Genomic DNA, 18365 nt, shown 5'->3' on the forward strand with positions numbered 1-18365 from the left:
GCCCAAAGGCGCTGCCCTCCGTCGCGTGATGCTCAACCATCTCGTGCATCATCGCGCGCAGCTCGGTGTGTACTACCGGCTGCTCGGCGTGCCAGTGCCCGGATCATACGGACCATCCGCGGACGAGCCGATGTAGTTCCGCACAGCACGGATGAGCTTCCTGGCACACAAGTGCCACAGAGTTCATCCGTGTCTGGTCATGATGTACACACGTGCGTCTACACGCGCATCCCGCGTCCGGTGAGGAAGTGCCAGAGGACCGCGATGATCGCGAGCACCAGCAGGATGTGGATCAGTACGCCGACGGCGGGGAAGATGAAGAACCCCACGGCCCACAACACCAACAATACGAGCGCGACCAGCAGAAACATGTCATCCCCCGGATGTCACGAAAAGCAGGGGTGAATGTAAGACTGACTGGCCCGGAAGGCGCGTTAAGTACGCGATAAGAATCTGCGTGCCGCACGCGCCTCCCGACGTGTGTTACTTGCCTTCCACCCTGGCGAACGCTTGATCAAATACCTCCAGCGCGAAATCGACGTCGTCCGCTGTGATGCACATGGGTGGCTTGATCCGGAGCGTGTTGCCATCCAGGCCGCCCTTGCCGATCAGCACTCCAAGCTCGCGCGTCGCCTCGAGAATCTCGACTGTCTCGGCCTTCGCTGGCTCCTTTGTCCCACGATCGCGGACGAGTTCGACGCCGAGCATGAGTCCCATTCCGCGTACGTCGCCGATCAGCTCGTATGACTCCTGCAACCGCTCGAGTCCCTTCTTGAGGCGTGCGCCGATGACGCGCGAGTTCTCCTGAAGGCCGTCCTCGTCTATGATGTCCATCGCCGCCAGTCCAGCGGCCATCGACACTGGATTCCCGCCGAACGTGTTGAAGTGGATGCGTTGAGACAACGTTCGCGCGATGTCCATTCGCGTCGTCACCGCGCCGATTGGCGCGCCGTTGCCAAGTCCCTTGGCCATCGTCACGAAGTCCGGAACCACATCGAAGTTCTCGAAGCCCCAGTAATGGTCGCCCGTGCGGCCGAATCCTGTCTGCACTTCATCGGCGATGCAGAGACCGCCGGCTTCGCGCACGATCGCGTACGCTTCCTTCAGGTAATTCGGCGCGCCGTGCGTTGCTCCTCCAACTCCCTGGATCGGCTCGGCGAGAAATGCCGCGACTTTTCCGGGCGTGGAGTATCTGATGAGATCGCGTATGTCGCGTGCGCTCATCGTCGCGATCTCTTCCGGCGTTCCCGTAAACGGACTCCTGTACGGATGCGGATTGATCGCGTGATGCACGTGTCCTTCGCCTGACACGGGGAACTTCCACGTGCTGTGAGAGGTCAATCCCTGGCCCGTTGGGCTGCCGCCGTGATAGCCGTTCCGCACCGCGATGATGTCGGTGTTTCCAGTGAACAGACGCGCCATCGTAATCGCGAGCTCGTTCGCCTCGGTTCCGTCGTTGACGAAATACGTGACGTCGAGACCGGCCGGCATCTTGGATGCGAGCTTCTTCGCGAGCTGCGCGAAGTTGGGATGCAGATACATCGTGGTTGCATGCTGCAGCGTTCCGACCTGCTCCTGAACGCGTCGCACGAACTCCGGATGCGAGTGACCGCATGAAACGGTGACGATGCCGGCGAACATGTCGAGATATCGTCTGCCCGTCTCGTCGTACAGGTACTGCATGAACCCTTCGACGATGAGTAAGGGGTCGTGATACGTGGTGAAGATGGCCGGATTGGTGTAAAGGCGGCGCATCTCCAGGATCGCTTCACGGGTCGGGCCTGTATACGGGCGCGGCGTATGGTTCACTGGCGGCATGTCGAGCCGCGGTGCAATCGTGGTCACCTGCTGAACTCCTTGATGTCGTTTCTCTGGCGAGGTCGCCGAGCTAGCCTGGCCGGCACTGTTTTGCCACACTCAATAATGCACGATCCACCGTCTGGAGCGAACCGGACCCGCATCGACCCGTTGCTCGATACGCGCTCGGTACCCTCGCGAACGGACAGTGCCGGGCGCCCTCGCGGCAGCCGATTGGCGGTGATTCGGCCGCGCGGCCGAATTTTTGACCTGTGAGTGCTCGTTTCCCGTTGGCTGGCCGATACTGGTTACAGAGTTGCGTTTTCAGAGGTGCCTGGCGTGATGGGGATGGAGCTTGCAAGTCTCTGCGTTCGGAGGAAGAGGGGATGACACTGGATACGTTCGCGGGTTTTGTCGCTGACCATTGGGTGATGATGGGGCTGATACTTTGCCCCATCGTGATCGTGCTGATGGCGCTCGCCGCGCTGTCATGCGAGGCCTGCGGCGCCCCGTTCGGGATCTTCCGCCGCCGCAGCCGGACGATAGATCTGTGTCTCCGTTGCGCGTTGATTCACGACATCAGGCATGCTGACGGAGCGAGCCAGTCGCGGACGGGGCGGGAATCAGCTGGTGCCGGCCGGCCGGCTCAGGCACAGGCGGATCGCGATGCGACGCGCGACGATCGCCGCTCGAGGTCAAACCCGCCGACCGGGCTGGGCGTCGCTGGACACGCCGGGACGCACTAGCGAACGACCGCGGTTCGTCCCAATCGTCATTCCCGTTTTCGCGGGAATGACGACCTGAAAGACGACTTCCCTCGATTCTACGGCTTCGCCGCCGCTGCCGCCGCTTGTTGTTGCTGCGTCAGAAATTGCTGACCCAGCGCCGCCGTTCCGCCGAGCGCACCCATGCCCATCGTGTCCAGGGCAGAGCTCGGGACGATCATCAGTGCGCCTTTTTCCTTGAGTCCCTCGTACAGCATGTTCATCGCGCGCAGATGCAGCGCGGTCGGATTGCTGCCGTACGTTACCGCCGCCTTGTCGAATAGCGCCGCGATCTCAACTTCGGCTTCTCCAAGTATCACGCGTGCCTGCTTTTCACGAGTCGCCTGCGCCTGGCGTGACATTGCATCCTGCAGCGATTCGGGGATCAGCACATCGCGCATCTCGACCGCCTGCACGGTGACGCCCCACGGGCTGGAGCGCTCGTCGATGAGCTTTTGCAGTTCGCCTTCTATCTGCTCTCGGCCCAGCAGCAGGTCGGAGAGTGACGTGCGGCCGATGATGTCGCGCAGTGCAGTCTGCGCGGCCCACGTTACTGCGTTGAAGTAATCCTGCACTTCGAGCGCCGCTTTCTGCGGATCGTGTACCAGCCAGAACAGCACAGCATCGACGTTTACGGGAACCGTATCCGCCGTGAGCGATTGCTCCGCGGCAAAGCCGGTCGTGATGACCCGCTGGTCGATCCAGCTGTTGACGGTTTCGACGAACGGGGTCACCCAGAACAGGCCCGGGCCGCGCAATCCGACGAAGCGGCCGAGGCGGAGTACGACGCCGCGCTCCCATTCCTGGGCGATTCGCGGAGCCTGGGCGAGAATGATGCCGACTATCGTCAGGAGAATCGCTGGAAACGGCGAGACCGTCACGGCGCTCAGCACGAGGCCGACGACAATGCTGACGAGCAGGAGCGTGACCGAGACGATGTTGAGGCGCGAGCCGCGCGTCGTCGGTCGGTTGTTGTTACGTGAATTGCGCATCGTGGCGAGTGCCATGCCAATGTCGTCAGCCATTTGAAGACGCCTCCTTCTGGTAAGCGCGTTGCAGGTGATCGATCACTTCTGAAGCGGAGAATCCAAGTCCTGACATGTCGGCGATGAAGCCCGCAGCTCGTTCCTCGAGCTCGCGGGCGAGCATGGCACTCCGCACGCCGGAGCCTTCCGGGTGCGGCCTGATGAACGTCCCTACACCACGCTGGGTCTCGACGACCCCTTCCCGCTCGAGCGCCGCATAAGCCCGGGCGACGGTATTTGCGTTGATCTTGAGGATGACGGCGAGCTGCCGCACCGTGGGGAGCTGGTCGCCGGCTTCCAGCCAGCCGGCCGCCACCGCGGTGCGAACTGCGCGCTCGAGTTGCGCGTAGATTGGTGCAGGATTGCCCGGATCGATCTGGAACATGATGTATGCTTGTATTATAACAGTCATACAACTACCCAACAAGACGGGAACTTCGGTCAGGTGGAGGCGATCCGGATCATGGGAAAAGGGGTAAATGTTCGGCCTGGCTCGGAATGTGACGCAATTCGGCGTATTCGGGTCGCACAGTCACTGTCACTAACCAAGAGTTCAATGTCTCAGCGCTTCGGGCTAATGCGTAACAAACGACTACCGGGTTTCCGGGCACTTGCCAGCATCGGCCTCCTGGCTGGAGTGACTGCATTGAGCGGATGCCAACTCGATAAAATTTCGGGGAATACGGCTCCGCAGGGACTCATTCAGTTCATCAATGCGGCGCCACGGTATTCCACGGTGAACCTGTTCATCGATGACACGAGTGCGCTGTCGAGGCCGCAGCCGTACGACTCCGGTTCATCGGTGTATGTCAATGCGCTCACGAATGCTCGCAAGTTCAGAATTACCGCAGGGACAGACACGACGACAATCGCTTCGACCCAGCTGCTGGTCCAGAACCTCAGCGTCTATGCGATGATCGTGACGCAGCATGCGACCGGTGCAGGATTGCTCATTCTGCCGGATACGGTGTCGCCGCTTCCGAGTGGTCAGGTGGGATTGCGAGTCATCAATGCATCGCCGTCTGCAGGCCCGGTGGATTTCTATCTGACTAGCGCGGATTCGACGCTCACGACGCCGGTCGCCTCCAACATCACGTTCGAAGGCACGTCGGGCTACATACTTGCGCCAGTTCCGAGCGGCATTCTGCGTCTGCGCGTAACTGCCGCAGGCACCAAGAACGTCCTGCTGGACGTCGATGCCAGCTCGTTGACTAATGGGCAGGCGAGAAGCGTGCTGCTGATGGACGCGGCCGGCGGTGGTCTTCCAGTTTCGTGGCTGGCGATACCGGATCGCGGGTAGCGGATCGGTCGGCTCGTTTCCGGCCAGCCCTCAGCGGATACAGCACCATGTGCAGCTCGTCGACGAGATCGTGCTTCATCAGATCGTGGACGAGCTGGTTGCTTCCGTCAGTCAGGATGTTCTTTCCCGGTTGCTCCTTGAGCTGACGCACCGACTCGATCACGTCGTCGCGAATGATCGTGGTGTCGCGCCAGATCGGTGCCTCGAGCGTGTCAGTAGGGCCATGTCCAGCCGCCGTGCTCGAATCCGCCATCCCGATCTTCGTCCTTGCCTCCGGGCGCCTGAATCACGCCGTCCAGGGTCACGAACTCGGATACGATGAGCTTGCGCATGTGAACTCCGTTACCTGCAGCGTGGAAACGCGGGATCGTCGCCGGTGATCACTGGCCTGTTCTTACGGTCCGCTACAGCGAGAGCGATGTCGTGCACGAAGTTGCCTACTTTCGCCATGTGATCGTAGTCGGCGTACTGCGGCTCGTCGGTGGGCTGATGGTAGTCGAGCGCATATCCTGTGGAGGCGTAGACGACCGGCACGTGATGCAGCACGTAGTTCACCTGATCGCTGCGGCAGAACCGATTCCACGGATTCGCCTGCACATCCCACGACTTGTCGATCGCCATTGCCTCGGGGCGTACGGCGTTCACCGAGTCGATCACGTCGCCGAACTCGCGCGAAAGTCTGCGTGCACCGAGCATCTGAATCGAGTTCGGTCCACCGAACTTCACCTGCCAGACGTGACCCTTCGCTTCCATATCCATGTTGATGGCGGCAGCGACCGAATCGAGCGGAATCGTGGGATGATCGGTGAACCACTTGGAGCCGAGCAGTCCTGCTTCCTCGCCGGTGTGCGATACGAAGATGATGGAACGTTCCGGATGCTCGCTCGCGAACTTCTCGGCCTCTTCCAGAAGTATGACGGTACCCGACCCGTCGTCGTCGGCGCCGTTCATGATGGAATCGCGACGTGGTGGGCGGATGCTGCGCGCGTGTGCAATGAGCGAATCGATCTCATGCTGCTGCGCCGCGTTGGGTCGGCAAACCGGATCGTTCGCGCCCTGCCGCCGAGTGACCATGTTGACGGCGCGCAGTGAATCGTGATCGACGCCTTCGGGGCGCATACCGACATGATCGTTGTGCGCGCTGATCAGTACATACTCGCCGGCGCGTGTGGGATCGCTGCCCGGGCGGATCGCGATCACGTTGCGGCCGGGAGTCGTGGAAACGCTGAAGCTGTAGCGCCAGTTGGCGGTCACTGTCGCGCCTGCGTCGCCTACTGCGAGCTGGCTCGGCGCCTTTCCGAACAGTTGCTGCGCGGTCACGCTGTCGATCACCGCGCCTGCTGGAGCGGCGATGAGTGCATCACTCACCGGCATTCCGACGCGTGGATGCATTAGGGCGGCAGCCGCCGATGCGTCGATGGGCTCGATGAACAGCACGCCTGCGGCGCCTGCCGCGAGTGCGCGCTCATCTCGGCGCCCGAAGGTCCGCACGCCACGTGCGCGGTTGCGCGCATCGTCGGCGATGGCTGCATCGGCGCCGAAGCGATCCGGGAGAGAGTCGCAACTCGGGACGCGTGCAGGGACACCCTGGCTCTCCGGCACACGCGGGCCGCCCACGAACACTGCGACCTTGCCGCGGAAGCGAGCCGGATCGAGCGTGACTGTATCGCCGAAGCGGCCGGCGAAGACCACCGGCGTGTTACGGAGCTCAGCCCTTGCTCCGGTACCGGTGGCGGCACTTGGCGCCAACGGAATCCATCGCGCGCCGGCGGAGAGTGTCTTCTTCCCGACGGAGAGACGCGGCGCTGGCCCCTGCAGCGCGAACGCGCCGTAGGGGAGATCCTGGAAGTACGTACCGTTGTCGCCGGCCGGCTTGAGACCGAGGCGATGGAACACGTCGGCGATGTAGGCGGTCGCCTTGTAGTCGCCGAGTGCGCCGATATCGCGACCCTGCATGGAGTCGTCGGCGATCTGGTAGAGGCGAGTGCGGAGATCGTTCGGAGTGATTGCGGATTCAGTCGCGCGCGGCGTCCAGGTGCGCGGACCCTCGTCGGGCCAGACGGGGCGATCGGAGCGCGGTGCGGCCTGCTGTGCGGAGACAGCGGAGACGGATGCTGCGCTCGCGAAAAAGAGAGTGATGAGCGCGGAGCGAACGAGGCGAGGGCGGTCGGTCACAATAGTGGTCCCGGGGGCAGAGTTGCAGCAGAGTGCGTTGGCGGACGCCGGCAGCCGTGCCGGCGCTGTGTCGGTATTGGTCACACGTTAGCAGGGAGAGGGCTGCTCGGATAGGGTCGCGCGCGGGGGGGGGGATCCCAGGCGAGCGATTTGCAAGGGTATGTTGCATGCCTACGTTAACCAAAACCTTGCGCCAATCACAGATTCCACGCGACGTGGACGACGTGGATCTTCGCGTCGGCAAGCGATCGGTGCGCCTCACGCATCTTCGCAAGATGTTCTGGCCGTCGCGCAGGATTACGAAAGGTGATCTCCTGCGCTACTACCTCGCCATCTCACCGGCATTGCTCCCGCACCTGCGCAATCGCGCGATGGTGATGAAACGTTATCCCAACGGCGCATCTGGTAAATGTTTCTTCATGAAGCGCGCACCGAGTCCGCGTCCTGACTGGATCGAAACGTGCGCAATCGAGCATGATTCGGGAAATGTCATCGATTTTCCCATGGTGCAGGACGTTGCATCGCTCCTGTGGCTGGTGAATCTCGGATGTATCGATCTCAACCAATGGTACGCACGCTGTGACGACGTAGATCGGCCGGATTATCTGCATTTTGATCTCGATCCTGCGAAAGGTGCGTCGTTCTCGCGCGTGATGGAGGTGGCGCTGATCGTTCGGGAGGCGTTGGACCATCTTGGAATGCCTTCGTTCGTCAAGACGAGCGGCGCTACGGGAATGCACGTGTACGTACCCATCGTGCGCGGCCCTCTTCAGAAGCAGGTGTGGAGTTTCGCGAAAGAACTGGCGCGTACCATCGCGTCCAGTCATCCCAAGATCGCAACTGCGGAATACATCATCGCCAAACGGCCGTACGGGAGAGTATTCGTGGACTACAACCAGAACGCGTGGGGCAAGACGCTGGCGTCGGTGTATTCCGTGCGCCCGACTCCGCGCGCGACCGTGTCCACTCCGGTCAACTGGGACGAGGTGGAGCGGGGTGTGGATCGCGACGCGTTTCGGATGAATACAGTTCCTGAACGTGTCGCCGAGCTCGGCGATTTATGGAAGCCTCTGCTCTCCGTACGCGGGCGTGTGAAGCTGGACAGATTCCTATGACTCTTCCACTCAAGTACAGCTACGCGCCAATGGAGGCACAGTCCGTCGCCGAGCTTCCGACGGGACGACAGTGGCAGTACGAGCCAAAGTGGGACGGCTTCCGGTGCATCGCATTTCGGGATGGCGGGAAGGTCGAGCTGCGATCGAAGGCCGGCAAGTCGCTGTCGCGCTACTTCCCCGAAATCGTGACGGCACTGGGCAAACTCCGCGCGAAGAAGTTCGTGCTCGATGGCGAGCTCGTCATTCCGCAGGATAAGGCGCTTTCATTCGACGCGTTGCTTCAGCGAATACATCCAGCGGCAAGTCGCGTCACGAAACTGTCAACCGAGACGCCGGCGATGTATGTCGTGTTCGATCTGCTCGTCGGCGAGCGCGGTCGGGCACTGATCGACGAGCCATTGAAGGAGCGCCGCGAGATGCTGGAAGCATTCGCGGACCGTTACTTCGACGCTGAATCCGCCTTCATGCGCCTGTCTCCATCGACGCGATCACTTGCGCTCGCGCGGCGCTGGCTCGAGGGACGCGCCGGATTGGATGGCGTGGTCGCAAAGTGCACCGATCTGCCGTACGAGTCAGGCAATCGCACCGGCATGCACAAGGTGAAACGGATTCACACTGCCGATTGTGTGGTCGGAGGTTTCCGATACGCAACCAAGGGTCACGTGGTCGGATCTCTGCTGCTCGGCCTTTACGACTCCGACGGCCTGCTCAATCACATCGGATTCGTGTCGTCGTTCACGGTGGAAGAAAGAAAAGCGCTGTTGCCGAAGATCGAGAAGCTCATCAAGCCACCGGGGTTCACCGGTCAGAAGCCAGGTGGCCCGAGTCGATGGAGCACGGATCGCTCTGCGGACTGGCAGCCATTGGCGCCGAAGCTCGTCGTGGAGGTTACGTATGATCACTTCTCCGGCGATCGCTTCCGGCACGGAACGAGCTTCGTTCGCTGGCGCCCGGACAAGGCACCGCGGCAGTGCACGATGGAGCAGGTAAAGCCGCCGGTGGCGAATGTGTCGAGGATGTTGCGCGCGCCAGTGAGATAAGATTCCTGTTCCGAGTCAAGAGGCACGCCCAAGCAGGACAGTCCTTACGTCGCGCGGGAAGCCACGGAGTTCAGAGCAATATCTGATCCGAGATTTCAGCAAATCCGACGCTGACGTTGCGTAAAGCTCGAACGTTGAGCTGCCCGGTCAACGCTCAACGGCACATTGTAGCGCAGGTCGCAGGAATCTGAACCGAAAAGTGAGCGCTCCAATCTCGATATGAAACGAGCATTTGTCGCATTTTGTCGCGCGACAGTCGCACCTTGTCGCGCGACAAAATGCGACAAACGGATGGTTGATAACAGCTAAGTCGTTGTTCCGACGCGATTTAGCATTTGTGTTGAAGTGGCACTCGGCGTGCCTAAGCCGCCAGTCATGCTGCCATCACGGGTCCCATCGCTCAGGACGCATCTCCTGCGTCACCGAGTCGCGTCTACATCAGTGAGAAGCACCACGAGAGAGGTACCACGGCTCCCGGCTTCTCACCCGATTCATCCACTCACGCCCCCGGTATCGTCATGAGATCAAATTCTCGTGTTGCTCCTGTCGTGCTTCGTTCGGTATTCGGCATCTGTCTCTCAATCCTCGCATTGAGTTCGGCACTCGCTCCCATGGCGTTGCAGGCCCAGGTCACCAAGCCAGGCGCAGGACAGAATGCCATCCCGATGATAGGCGGCGACGCCAACGTGACCGTTTCTCCCGAGACAGACAATGTTCTGGTTACAGGCAGCGGTACGCATACATACTCGTTCTCTCTTGGGAACAGCGGTACCGGTAACGCCGTAGCTGCGCTCTCCATAACCGGGTGCACTGGAGCGGTGAACACGTGCTCCGTATCTCCGAGCAGTGTCTCGTTACCGAAGAACGGCGGCAGTGGAACCGCGACCGTGACGTATCACACGGCAGCCACGGGTACGGGCCAGATCACGATGCTGGTGAACTGGGGATCGGGGAACAACACTTCCGCCACACTCAACGTGACGATGGAGAGCGCCCAGCCATCGGTGACTGCGAGTCCTACTGTGTGGACGGCTGAAAGTGTAAGTACGAACGACCCGGGTTTCACGATCACCAATAATGGCAACACCGCGGCACAGTACACGCTCACTCCCAGTTGCACCGGCAATCTCAATTCCTATGTGTGTACCGTCAGTCCCTCCACAACGGTATCCGTCGCCCCACACGGATCGACCACGGCTACGCTCAACTTCCAGACTGGTGCTTATGGTGGAGGGAACGGTACGATCACTCTGACGGCGCAATCCCCGTTTGGCGAAACGGGTAGCGAGGCAGTAACGATAGTAATCCTGTCCGAGAAGGTATCTGTTGCTACTCAGACAGCGCCCACGCCTCCCAACCCGAGCGGGAGCGCCACGTATGGCTTCACGATCAATGCGACGGGTAACAATACGAGTCCCGTTAGCTACTCACTGGTGTCCAGTTGTTCCGGCGCGTTGAGCTGCGGTACGACGCCGAGCCCCTCGAGTGTAAGCATTACCCCAAGCAGTCCCGGGACGGCAAACGTCGTTGCCACGGCGGCCAGCAACCTAGCAGGCGGGACTGGAACTGTGACCCTATCGGCTACGTTCACAGACAGCTGGGGTCACGTATACACGAGCCAGAACAGCGACAGCGTGAACGTGCCGGACATACGAACGGCGGCGGTTCAGGTAACGCCGGACGGCTCGACGACTTACAACGAGGCGAACGTATCGACCAACTACCTCTTCAAGGTCCATAATGCGGGCAATGTGGCTGCGCAATATATCCTGAGTGCGACGTGCACGGGGACGGTTGGCAACGCTTGCACCAGTCGGTATGGATCGGTCACGATTCAGCCTAACGACACGGCCTTCGACGCGCCGGTCGATTTTACAACGCTCGGCGCGGGTCAGAACGCAAGCGTCAGTTTGCATGCGACCGTCACCGCGACATGGGGGCCGACCTATGCCGACGACGGATCGGTCCAGGTCGTTACGCTCGCACCGACCGTGCAGGTAAGTCCAGTGCTGGCAAGTCTGAATACTCAGACAAACTCAAGTGGAACGTACACGTTCAACGTGCATAACGTAGGCACCTCCGGTCAAATCACGTACACGCTTCAGATCACGGGTTGCACTGCGCCGCTGACCAGTTGCTCCGCACCGGGGTCGGTCACGGTAGCGCAGGGCGCCGACAGTATTGTCAGTGTATCGTTTCAGACGCAGGGAGCTGCCGGCACGGGGCAGATCAGCCTCCGTGCGTACAAGACGCTCGTGAATACGTATGAATCGACAGCAGCAGGCACTGTCAACGTGAGTTCGCGTCTTTCGCTTTCGACGGCATTCATGAATAATGACGATCAGGACATGAGCCTCTGCGTGGCTTCCTGCTTCGCAATGACGGCGAGTCGGAGCACGGTACCATACTACACACTCGACACGCCGCGAAGTGTGACCTTGGTCTATAACAGTGATCGTGCATTCCCAAGACCATTCATCTACGCCGACGTCTCGGTTCCTTCAGCTCCTGCTGCCGTCAGTAGCTATACGCTGGAAGTGAAGCGGCTCGGGGTCAATCTTCCATTCGTTAATGGAGAGACCAAGCTAACATTCGCCGGCACGAGTTCGCCCGGCACTACCTACCGGCTCGCAGGCCAGATCGACATGTCGAGCTATGGGACAATGATCGACACCGTTACGCTGGTCGTCACCGCTCACTATGCAAACGACGAGAGTGACGTTACATCGGTCAAGACGCAGCTCATGCTCGTAAACGATCAGTCATCGGAGATTGCCCGAGGATGGGCGATTGCTGGTCTGCAGCAGCTATCGTACGAGCCGGAAGGAGGTGGTGGCGCGTCGGGCTACATGGCAAGGAACGGAGACGGATCGGCCACCTACTTTGCCAGCGACGGCGCAATGGCACCTGACTTCAGCACGCTAACGCTCAACGGTTCAGTATGGACGCGCGCATATCCAGACGGCTCAAGAGTGCTATTCAATGCAAGTGGTCTTATGACGGCAGCGATCGACAGACTGGGGCGCCAGACAACATTCCAGTACGGTGGAAGCGACGGCTTCCACCTTGTGAGTATCACGGAGCCCATGCGTTCGAGTGGGAGTTCTACATCAGCGCCATATCTCGCGCTCTCCTATGATGGAAACGGCAGACTCGCCGGCATCACCGAAACCGGCGGCGCAAATGGTCGAACGACGAACGTTACCGTGGATGCCAACGGCTACCTGACTCGTATAACTGACCCCGATGGTGGCTACGACAGTTATGGCTACGACGGATCGGGCAGGCTTCACACGATTACCGACCGACGTGGCAACACTACTACCTATAATTACGACACGGCGTGGAAACTCTCGCAGATCGTAAGCCCATCGGTGCCGCTTGACGCGGGTGGCGGGTCAACTACGACGGGTATTCCAACCACGAGCCTCTCATCATGGCAGGCAGTCGGGGTACCGTCCGACACCACGGCGATCACTCCGGCACAACTCACTCCGCCCTCCAGTGTCGTTGCACACATCATCAGCCCCACCAATGACACTACCACCATCACACCGGACCGCTGGGGGCAGGTCCTCAGCGTAGTGGATCCCATAGGCCACACGACGACCGTCGAGCGCAGCGGAATATTCGCGACTGTTCTGCATCATCCGAATGGAAGTGTCGATTCCGCAAGCTATTCCAACGGGCTCATAACAGCAGTGCGCGAAGCTGGACACAGCACGGTTCACATTCGTTACGGCGTATTTGCCCAGTCCGATAGCACCTGGGGTGGCGGAAGGGCGGGCGAGCGGATCTTCCTGAATAGCAGTAATGGCAACGCCGATTCGGTACGCCATGTCGGTCCGACTCCCAATGTACTCCGATACACGTACGATGCGCTTGGGCGGGTTCTGAGCGTTCGAGACGAGGCGGGTCACACTACGCACTACGGTTACGATGCTGTTTGGGGAAACGCTGATTCAGTTACCAACGCCGTCGGCTCGATCGTTCACGCAATATTGGACTCGCATGGAAGGACAGCGTCTTACATTGATGGTGTTGATAGCTCCGTCACGTTTGCATACGACAGCCTGAACCGACAGATTGCCGTGTATCAGGGCGGGTCCGGAACAACGGTACAAACTGTCTTCGACGGCCTGTTGCCCACTACAGTCATTGACAGGAACTCCAACCACACCACCACACACTACAACGCGCTTGGCTGGGCAACGGATCGATGCGATCCTACGGGCCATTGCACGTACTACAGGTACGATGCGAGCGGCCGCTTGACAAGCGAGACGAACCGTCGAGGGCAACGAATCGACCGTACCTACGATCGGCTTGGCCGATTACTGGTCAAGTCCGGTGACAGCACCAGCACTGATACCTTCGCGTACAACGCGGATGAACACGGCGTGACCGCATGGAACGCGACCGAGACCGACTCGCTGCGCGTGCACTTTGGAACAAGTACGCTGGGGCGTGCTGATACTGTAACTACGCATGTCAACGGCACGCGGTTCCAGGTGATCCATGGAGATTTGAGCTCCTGGGCTGGCGTTGACAGCACGGTGATTACGACGACCGCCCCATCGGTAACGTTTAGAAAACGATACCTGTATGCTGATACCACGACCGGTCTTGTAAGCTCCTACAACGATGGATTCAGTACGATGACGTATTCATATACGTCTGACCGACTCCAATCGGCGACAACCAATGTAAGCGGAACTTTGAATACGCTATTCCTTCCGAGCCATGCAGTTGAGTGGACGCAGTTCTCGGCTTCCAGCCTGACCAACTTGAACCGCAGCCAAGCGTACGATCACTTGCTGCGCATCAACCAGATCGCCACCGTTTTCCAGAGCCCGGGCAACGGAACTTCGTTCGCTTATGACTCGCTCGGTAGGCTTGCGCAGACACAGATCCTTGTAGGATGCACGACGGCCGTGGCCGATACGATTTCCGGTATGACGTGGGGCAGTTGTTCCGGCCATTCCGTGCCCAACGTCTATACGTATGACAACGAAGGGAATCGGACTTCTCAAGGCGGAACATACGATACGGGAAACCGGGTGCTTACGAGTAACGGGTTCACGTACACACACGATCTGGACGGAAATATCATCCGGAAGTACAACTCCAGCACCGGCGAGGATCATCAGTACACCTGGAGCTCCGATGGTCGGCTCACCGACGTGTACTATAACGACGGCCTGGGCGACTCGCCGCTTATAGTGCACTACGACTACAATGCATATGGTCAGCCCGTTCTTCGCTCGCTCGATTCTTCGCTTGACCGCGTGTGGGTCTATGACCGCGGCCAGTTGCTAGGCGAGTTCAATGCAGCGAACGGGGAGCAGCGCGTAGCCGAATACCTGTATAACCCAGGTGTGGACGACCCTTATGGTGTGATCACGGGTGCCACGACTCCGACTAGGATCGATTACCTGAAGCTGGATGAGAGCGGAAGTGTTCTGGGTGCGTACGAAGGTACGACGATCACGATGACAGCGAGCTACGACGACTGGGGCGTTCCTTCGGTTGGTGTAGGGCAAGCTGGCAACTTGCTGTGGAAGTCGCTACATCATGACGAGTACACAGGGTTGTATTACGTCCGAGCCAGATGGTATGATCCCTCGCTCGGCAGATTCATGTCCGAGGATCCTGCAGGGTTTGCTGGCGGAGTGAATCCGTATACCTTTGCGGATGACGACCCGATCAACGGCAGCGATCCGAGTGGTATGTTTGGCGGAAGCATTATGAATGCATACAACAGTTGCGGAATCTACTGCCAGTTTGCCAGTGACCTTTACCACAATCGGGGACCGTCCAAGGTACCGCACGCGACATTGAAAGGCGCGAATCCCGGGTGCGTCTTCTGTAACCGTGTGTACTTTATTGGAGTTCATGGGTCGGGTATTATTGGTGCGGGGCCAACAGGAGGGGTTGGGCTCATCCTATGGAGTAATGAAGGGCCTGGGATTTACACTACTGTCGGAGGCGGCTTCGGAGGAGCAGTCGGCGCGGGAATAGCATTGGGCTCATCCACAAACCTATCTTCGTTTCGAGGGTGGTCAAACGGTAGTGGCGCTTCAGTGTGGGGCATCTCCGGCTCCTATTCTGGAAACCAATTGGGCTCGACGTACACAGGCGGCTTTGGGCCGCAGTTAGGGTCGCCGCTACTCCTCATTGGGTCGCAAGCTGATCGCACTTACACGAAGACTCTGACGTTTACGGATTTCGAAGAAGCTGTCATGCAGCCGATACGACTTTGGATAGACCAAGGTATCAACGAGATGAACGCTGCGAGTGGACGTCCACAATGATGAGTCGAGCAAGAATATGGGTGTGATCGCTTGTATTGCCTTGGTAGTCATCCCCGGTATCGGGATGTTCTTCTCCTACCAACCTCTGCGTCGATATCGGATAGACATCACGCCAGCGCAGACTGGCGGGGAAGGTGATTCCCCTTCACCGCTGTGGAACATACTGAAGCCGTCGCATTACTCGCCAGCTGCGCGTCCGTATCTTCGTACTTTCTGGATCTGGTTCACTATCAGCCAAGTCTGTAACCTCATCACTTTGGTACTGGTGATATATCTATCTTCTTGAACGTTGTAACATCGGTCTTGTCCCGGATTCCTGGTCCGAATGGCGTAGCATTTTTGGACGTGGAGCGGGATACCGCGCCATACTTCCATCTACTTCTCTCGATCCGTCAATCGCCGCGCAATCCGCCCCGCCACTTCCTCAACCGCCATCGGCTCCGCCCGTAACCCACTACACGTAACACCAATCATCAACACGAACTGCGCGTCCATCGTCCGCACCATACAACCGAGCATGCGCGCGATGCTCTCGAGCGGCACCGTCGACCTCGTAATCGCCGTGTAACCAGCCACGATCCGCACCGCGTCCAGCAGTCGCGTCCCCGACACGAAGCCCGCATCGGCGAGATGCCGCTCGAGACTGCGGCGTGTGTGCGCGGTCATCGCGGCCAGTGCGTCGAGCGAACGAGCGCCATCCCCCGTCATGAATGCGTCTCTGAGCCTGTCCCGTATGACCGACGTGAGGCGGGCCATCTGCGCTTCGATCCCTGATAGCAACGCCGCGCTCAGCTTCACGTCCGGCGTCAGCAGCAACGCCCGCTCCAGCAGCGAGTGCTCGGCTGGCACCCCGCGGAAGACGAATCGCGCCTGAGTGCGCTCGGCCAGAATCACCGCGCTGTCCATCGCCACCGGAGTGATGGCGCTCGAGACGACGACCGGACGCGGGAATTTGGACAGGGTGACGACGATCGTCTCCGCTATCGCGGCCGTGATCAAAGACGGATCGATGACGAGACAGTCGCCATCTGTCGAAGCGATCGCGGTCAGGAGCCGGCGCGCATCCGGTACGGAATCGATACTGCCGCCGTATCCAGCGACGATTGCTGACACTGTTTCCAGCGTGTCTGGCGACAGAAATACGACGTATCTCAAGTCAGCTTAGATCCTGTCACATTCGGGGCTCCCTGGATGCAACGAGCGAGGATGGGTCACGCTCGATACACCACACGCATGCGTGCTACGAAATCGCGTTCTTGCACCTGGAGAAATACTACATCGTTCGTATTCCAACGGTAAGAACCCGCGTCGGCCTGGCGTTCCCCACGAAGAGAACCCCGGGATTGGGTTGACGGCCCGCCATAAGATGCGGTAGGCAAGCAGACGAAGGGTTTGGTCGCCAAGGTTGAAATTCGTATCAACCTATCGCCGATGAACGACCGGGTATTCAACGCCAACGCCCTTCCCGGAATTCGAACTGAGGCAGAAGCAACTGCCGCGTCGTAACTGGCGGCAGAAGAGTCGGGCGTGGTTTCCTTCCAGTTCACGGCATGCGAATTTCGGCCAAGGTATGCGAATTCCAGCCAACGCGAGAGATGACCCATCCACGCCGGCTCGCAACCGCTAATCAAAGATCGGTGCGGGTCACCAGAAGGAGGTCATTCCCCCACGTATTTCACTGGTCCCGTGCACGATATCCGTCGGCGTACCACTCCCGACTGTGCAGTGCAGTCAAAGCAGATCCGAGTATACCGTCACCCGCAATGCAACCCTGCAGCGGCTCAAAAACATGATCAGCTAGCCATAAAGCAGCAGTTTATGGCCAGTTTCGTGGCCGAAATTCGCATATGCTGGCCGGAATTAGCACTTGCTTGGCAAGCAGGGATACGTACGTTGTAGCCCAAATCGTAAATGTTGTCTGCGCATTACTCGATTGCGAATGCGTTCTGCGAGGCTACCCGTGCTATCGGTTTCCGAAGTTGCTGTGGAGTCGTTCGCTGCTACTGGCGTGAGTCGAGAGTATTTGCTGCATCATCGTGTGTGTCCAGATAAACTGGGCGACGATGGCAAGTTGATCGTGGCAGTCGCGCCCGGTGCGTTCCTGGAGGCGATACCGGAGCTCAGCGATATCTACGGCCGGATTATCGTCACGCGCGATACCAACGACGATGATCTCGAGCGGATGATCGAACGCGCCACCGCGCATGCCGGTGATGGTTCTGACGTGACGTCTGGCAGCGATGAAGGAACCGCGGACGTGCGTGAGATTGCCAATCAGCCGCCAGTCATCAGGTACGTCAACACGCTGCTGCACGACGCGTACGAGGCCGGTGCCAGCGATGTCCACATTGAATCCACGCGCGGAGGAGCGACGGCGCGAGTACGCGTTGACGGTGTGCTCGCTCCAACCATAGAGCCACCTCGACGGTTGCATGAGGCAGTTGTCTCTCGGCTCAAGCTTCTCGCGGATCTTGATATCTCCGAGCGTCGTCGTCCTCAGGATGGACGAATCCGCGTACGCGTGGAAGATACGGAACTGTATCTCAGAGTATCTACCGTCCCAACCGTTTACGGAGAGAGCGTCGTACTGCGTCTCCTCGATCGTGGCAGCCGGCCAGTAGATCTCACAGCACTCGGGATGCCACGCTCGATTCTGCATGACATGATTGCAGCGATCGATCGCCCTCACGGTATGGTGCTCGTCACAGGGCCGACGGGAAGCGGAAAGACTACGACGCTCTACAGTGCTCTGCGCCGGCGTGACATCCAATCCGAGAAGATGGACTTGACCCGCTTTAATGGACACCAAGTTTAGGCTGCCTTGATCTCTTTCAG

At 59.5% G+C, this 18365-nt stretch carries 13 protein-coding genes and 1 pseudogene; 7 read left to right on the plus strand and 7 right to left on the minus strand.

Going from position 1 to position 18365, the window contains the following annotated elements; translation table 11 throughout:
• Nucleotide 1: 1 nt before the first annotated feature.
• Nucleotides 2-136 (plus strand): annotated as a pseudogene (locus tag V4529_05560) (DinB family protein).
• Nucleotides 137-218: 82 nt separating this feature from the next.
• On the opposite strand, the gene V4529_05565 reads toward V4529_05560, so the two are convergent.
• Both V4529_05565 and V4529_05570 read right to left on the minus strand, forming a co-directional pair.
• Nucleotides 219-371 (minus strand): lmo0937 family membrane protein, encoded by a 153-nt coding sequence (locus tag V4529_05565; protein ID MES2357793.1) that lies wholly within the window; start codon nt 369-371, stop codon nt 219-221.
• 112 nt (nt 372-483) lie between these two features.
• Entirely contained in the window at nt 484-1845 is a 1362-nt protein-coding gene (locus V4529_05570; GenBank protein MES2357794.1) for an aspartate aminotransferase family protein, read from the minus strand.
• Nucleotides 1846-2183: 338 nt separating this feature from the next.
• Here V4529_05570 and V4529_05575 point away from each other — a divergent pair, with 338 nt between their 5' ends.
• The gene (locus V4529_05575; protein MES2357795.1) at nt 2184-2543 is read left to right on the plus strand and encodes a hypothetical protein; all 360 of its coding nucleotides are present in this window, start codon (nt 2184-2186) and stop codon (nt 2541-2543) included.
• A 77-nt stretch (nt 2544-2620) separates the two neighbouring features.
• On the opposite strand, the gene V4529_05580 is transcribed toward V4529_05575, so the two are convergent.
• Together V4529_05580 and V4529_05585 are read right to left on the minus strand one after the other, a co-directional pair.
• Nucleotides 2621-3586, minus strand: a complete 966-nt coding sequence (locus tag V4529_05580) for an SPFH domain-containing protein (protein ID MES2357796.1) — start codon at nt 3584-3586, stop codon at nt 2621-2623.
• Entirely contained in the window at nt 3579-3998 is a 420-nt protein-coding gene (locus V4529_05585) for a GntR family transcriptional regulator (GenBank protein MES2357797.1), read from the minus strand. The genes V4529_05580 and V4529_05585 overlap by 8 nt, the downstream gene beginning before the upstream one ends.
• A gap of 165 nt (nt 3999-4163) precedes the next feature.
• Between V4529_05585 and V4529_05590 the strand changes: the two genes are divergently transcribed.
• Nucleotides 4164-4886, plus strand: coding sequence for a DUF4397 domain-containing protein (locus V4529_05590; protein MES2357798.1), 723 nt, complete (start codon nt 4164-4166; stop codon nt 4884-4886).
• Here the strand turns inward: V4529_05590 and V4529_05595 are convergent.
• Entirely contained in the window at nt 4798-5139 is a 342-nt protein-coding gene (locus V4529_05595) for a dihydrofolate reductase family protein (GenBank protein MES2357799.1), read from the minus strand. The two genes, V4529_05590 and V4529_05595, sit on opposite strands and share 89 nt — an antisense overlap.
• A gap of 89 nt (nt 5140-5228) precedes the next feature.
• Nucleotides 5229-7061 (minus strand): M28 family peptidase, encoded by a 1833-nt coding sequence (locus V4529_05600; GenBank protein ID MES2357800.1) that lies wholly within the window; start codon nt 7059-7061, stop codon nt 5229-5231.
• Between the two features lie 167 nt (nt 7062-7228).
• Between V4529_05600 and ligD the strand changes: the two genes are divergently transcribed.
• The 3 genes from ligD to V4529_05615 all read left to right on the plus strand — a co-directional run bounded on the left by ligD (nt 7229) and on the right by V4529_05615 (nt 15530).
• On the plus strand, nt 7229-8176 hold the full coding sequence (ligD, locus tag V4529_05605; protein ID MES2357801.1) for a non-homologous end-joining DNA ligase: 948 nt from the start codon (nt 7229-7231) through the stop codon (nt 8174-8176).
• Between the two features lie 29 nt (nt 8177-8205).
• Nucleotides 8206-9216 (plus strand): ATP-dependent DNA ligase, encoded by a 1011-nt coding sequence (locus tag V4529_05610; GenBank protein ID MES2357802.1) that lies wholly within the window; start codon nt 8206-8208, stop codon nt 9214-9216.
• Between the two features lie 518 nt (nt 9217-9734).
• Nucleotides 9735-15530, plus strand: a complete 5796-nt coding sequence (locus V4529_05615; GenBank protein ID MES2357803.1) for an RHS repeat-associated core domain-containing protein — start codon at nt 9735-9737, stop codon at nt 15528-15530.
• Between the two features lie 375 nt (nt 15531-15905).
• On the opposite strand, the gene V4529_05620 is transcribed toward V4529_05615, so the two are convergent.
• Nucleotides 15906-16685, minus strand: a complete 780-nt coding sequence (locus V4529_05620) for a hypothetical protein (GenBank protein ID MES2357804.1) — start codon at nt 16683-16685, stop codon at nt 15906-15908.
• Nucleotides 16686-17490: 805 nt separating this feature from the next.
• Here V4529_05620 and V4529_05625 point away from each other — a divergent pair.
• Entirely contained in the window at nt 17491-18345 is an 855-nt protein-coding gene (locus V4529_05625) for an ATPase, T2SS/T4P/T4SS family (GenBank protein MES2357805.1), read from the plus strand.
• The last annotated feature ends 20 nt before the right edge of the window (nt 18346-18365 follow it).

It is taken from the genome of Gemmatimonadota bacterium (assembly GCA_040388625.1).
Taxonomy (GTDB): domain Bacteria; phylum Gemmatimonadota; class Gemmatimonadetes; order Gemmatimonadales; family Gemmatimonadaceae; genus Fen-1247.

Excerpts from the sequence above, each read along its gene's own strand:
- V4529_05575 (MES2357795.1), top strand. The coding sequence starts at position 2,184 with ATGACACTGGATACGTTCGCGGGTTTTGTCGCTGACCATTGGGTGATG.
- ligD (MES2357801.1), top strand. The coding sequence starts at position 7,229 with ATGCCTACGTTAACCAAAACCTTGCGCCAATCACAGATTCCACGCGAC.
- V4529_05610 (MES2357802.1), top strand. The coding sequence starts at position 8,206 with ATGGAGGCACAGTCCGTCGCCGAGCTTCCGACGGGACGACAGTGGCAG.
- V4529_05615 (MES2357803.1), top strand. The coding sequence starts at position 9,735 with ATGAGATCAAATTCTCGTGTTGCTCCTGTCGTGCTTCGTTCGGTATTC.
- V4529_05590 (MES2357798.1), top strand. The coding sequence starts at position 4,164 with ATGCGTAACAAACGACTACCGGGTTTCCGGGCACTTGCCAGCATCGGC.
- V4529_05565 (MES2357793.1), bottom strand. The coding sequence starts at position 371 with ATGTTTCTGCTGGTCGCGCTCGTATTGTTGGTGTTGTGGGCCGTGGGG.
- V4529_05585 (MES2357797.1), bottom strand. The coding sequence starts at position 3,998 with ATGACTGTTATAATACAAGCATACATCATGTTCCAGATCGATCCGGGC.
- V4529_05595 (MES2357799.1), bottom strand. The coding sequence starts at position 5,139 with ATGGCGGATTCGAGCACGGCGGCTGGACATGGCCCTACTGACACGCTC.
- V4529_05580 (MES2357796.1), bottom strand. The coding sequence starts at position 3,586 with ATGGCTGACGACATTGGCATGGCACTCGCCACGATGCGCAATTCACGT.